This is a genomic window from Rhodoferax sp. P2_H8_2, from assembly GCF_056403235.1.
Window position 1 is genome coordinate 1 of sequence record NZ_JBFUFW010000017.1, and the last position, 2,555, is coordinate 2,555.

Consider the following 2,555-nt stretch of genomic DNA (forward strand, 5'->3'; position numbering starts at 1 on the left):
TACGTTGGCTGTCGTTGGCTGTATGCGTGCTTTTACAAGACGCAGAAGCGCCGCGTCCAATGTTTTGGATCATTCAAACTCCCTGAGAACCCGAATATCTGCTTTGCAGGACAAGAGCTCAATGAGTCTCGAACACCACCGCAGAAACTTTTTGACCGACAAATTTAAGCACACTTGCTTTACATCGCCGTGGATCACGAGATCGATGCGGCGCAAACACAACATCACCAATGCGCCGATTTACGACGGCCACTTTTTTGCTATTCGCATGACGGGTTAGAGTTGCCCAGTCCAAAAATGCGCAAATTCTACGTGTGTGGAGTTGCTTCAAATTGCGCCGCTGTTTCCGCGATTTGGTGACCTCCATTCCTAGCCACAAAGTCAGCTTCTCGACGTAAGGATCGAGCTTGCTTGAACGTGTATGTCCTGCATGCTTGAGCTCAATCTCGTGGGATCGCAGGTACTTCTTCATGGTGTTGCTAGCCAGGCTCGTATGCCTGGATATCTCGGGGATGGACATCTGCTCCCGAAATCCTCGCGTCTGAAGACATTCAATGTCGCCACGTCTATCACTCCTAAATTCCTACGCCTTTGAAACTGAAAGGTAGAGCCAACATGATCCAATTTGGACGGAGATCACTACTCCAAGTGGATCACTTTCCGACGGAAATCAACAAGCAGTGCAATTTGAAGCAGATCCACACATTCCATGCCTAAAAAACTAAAAGAGTAGGACTACTAGGGTCAATTTTTGGTGGAAATTACTGCACTAACCGGGTCAGTTACTCGGGGTAATCACAGCGACTATGCTTCTTAGATGCTCAGCAGTAAGGGTTGCGAAGCGGTCAATATCGAGACCATGTACGCGTCCGTATACAAGTTGGCCACTCAACAATAAATCGATTAAGCGCCCCAGTAAAGCTGGAATTTAGGATCGAGGCTGAGTTTATCAGGCGATGCGTTTAGTCTAGAGCAACAAACAAGAGACGCTGCTCAAACAAACAATTTTTAAAGCCGGTAGCGTTGGATGGAAGCCGCTTCATTTCTATATTGGTAAGGAAACTGGCAACTGGCAACTGGCAACTGGCTTTAGCAGATGCAGCACAAGTTCCTTCAGCGAGACCACGCCTTACTAGCATAAAAATCAATTGCTTCACGAATAAGCATCGGCAGATCAGCGCCATCTTTACGGAAATACTCCTCGCCCAGTTTCGATCCAGTTATCACAACTGTATATACAGATCCGTCCGTCCGCGCGCCGTCGATCTTTACCACTGCACTCATACCGTCCCTGCCTATTGCGTCCAAGACAGCCAACAACCCGGCAGATTTTCGCCAAAGTTCAACTTGCTCGTCGCTGATGCGCGCACTCGCCAGTAAAGCGTCAATCATCTGTTCATTATTCATAAGTAACCTTAACGTCGGAGCGCCGCAGCAATTTCTTCTACGCTTCTAAGTGTGCCTGTTGCAACACGATCAATGACGGAACGGATCTCTGCGCCAGCACCTAGCATGCGTTCAGCTACGGCTTGCGCGGTACGCTTATTCGCATCATCAAATAAATGGCGCCCCGCGATATCACGAATCGCCGTCGCTGCCTTATCCAATACATCTTCACGATATTCCATATTCGCGACTACCGTTTCTGCACTGCCTGTTAATTCAGTCGTGCCACCATATGAACGGTTGATCGCCCGAATTTCAGCTGCTGAGACTGCAAGCGCTTCCTTTGCAGTATTGGAAAGTAAGACTGTCTGTACCTTCACAACCAGCCCACCGGGATTCAAGGTCATACCTGCCGCTACAGTACCAGTTACGAAACTAATAATAGGGCCAACTAAATTCCCATTGGCGAGACTTTTATTTATCCCGGCACCTGAAACACCGGTTATGGTTTCCGATACGCGTCCGACGCCATTCACAAAATTGCTAATACCTGTCCCAAACGCACTGGCTTCAGAGCCTGTATATCCAACGCAGTTAACAATTCCATTGCATGGATCGCGTTTGCCAAGCACCTCCACCTGCCCCGGCGTATAGTCCGCGCGCGGCAAATCTATCGTCGGAGTGTTAGGTGCAGTTGGAGTAGCGGGGGCAGCCGGGGTATTGGGTGGAGTCGTGCTATCTACTACAACAGTTGGCGGCACCGAATTGTCACTGCCCGTGCCAACATCACCCATTGGGTTGCCCGTTGCACCACCACCACCACCACCACCATCGCCCCCGCCCCCGCCCCCGCCCCCGCCACCGCCACCGCCACCGCCACCACCTTCCTCGCCCGAGACTCCCCCCACTTCCATATCAACAAACCCCGTCGGATCAACCCCCTTAAGCGGGTTGTTCCAGACATAGGAGTAACGGTTGAACGTCTTCAGATTGGTAGGCGCCTGCACATACGGGTCCGCACTCATGAAGCGACCAATCAACGGGTCATAGATACGCCCGTTCATGTGGATGATGCCCACCTCATCCAGGTGTTCGTGCATCGTGTAGCCACGGTCAGTCTTCTGACCCACCAAGGCATCCAGGTTGTCCGGGTTGCCATTGATCTGGCG

The 2,555-nt window shown here is 51.0% G+C and carries 3 protein-coding genes; all 3 read right to left on the reverse strand.

Annotated elements, in window-relative coordinates:
• Positions 1 to 118: 118 nt before the first annotated feature.
• A complete protein-coding gene (locus AC1DV6_RS18420) occupies positions 119 to 472 on the reverse strand; it encodes a hypothetical protein (RefSeq protein ID WP_477980039.1) in 354 nt (117 codons plus the stop codon).
• A gap of 641 nt (positions 473 to 1,113) precedes the next feature.
• Positions 1,114 to 1,407, reverse strand: a complete 294-nt coding sequence (locus AC1DV6_RS18425) for a hypothetical protein (protein ID WP_477980041.1) — start codon at positions 1,405 to 1,407, stop codon at positions 1,114 to 1,116.
• Between the two features lie 8 nt (positions 1,408 to 1,415).
• Positions 1,416 to 2,555: RHS repeat-associated core domain-containing protein (locus AC1DV6_RS18430; protein WP_477980043.1), on the reverse strand; the 1,140-nt coding region annotated here is incomplete at its 5' end.

Excerpts from the sequence above, each read along its gene's own strand:
- AC1DV6_RS18420 (WP_477980039.1), bottom strand. The coding sequence starts at position 472 with ATGAAGAAGTACCTGCGATCCCACGAGATTGAGCTCAAGCATGCAGGA.
- AC1DV6_RS18425 (WP_477980041.1), bottom strand. The coding sequence starts at position 1,407 with ATGAATAATGAACAGATGATTGACGCTTTACTGGCGAGTGCGCGCATC.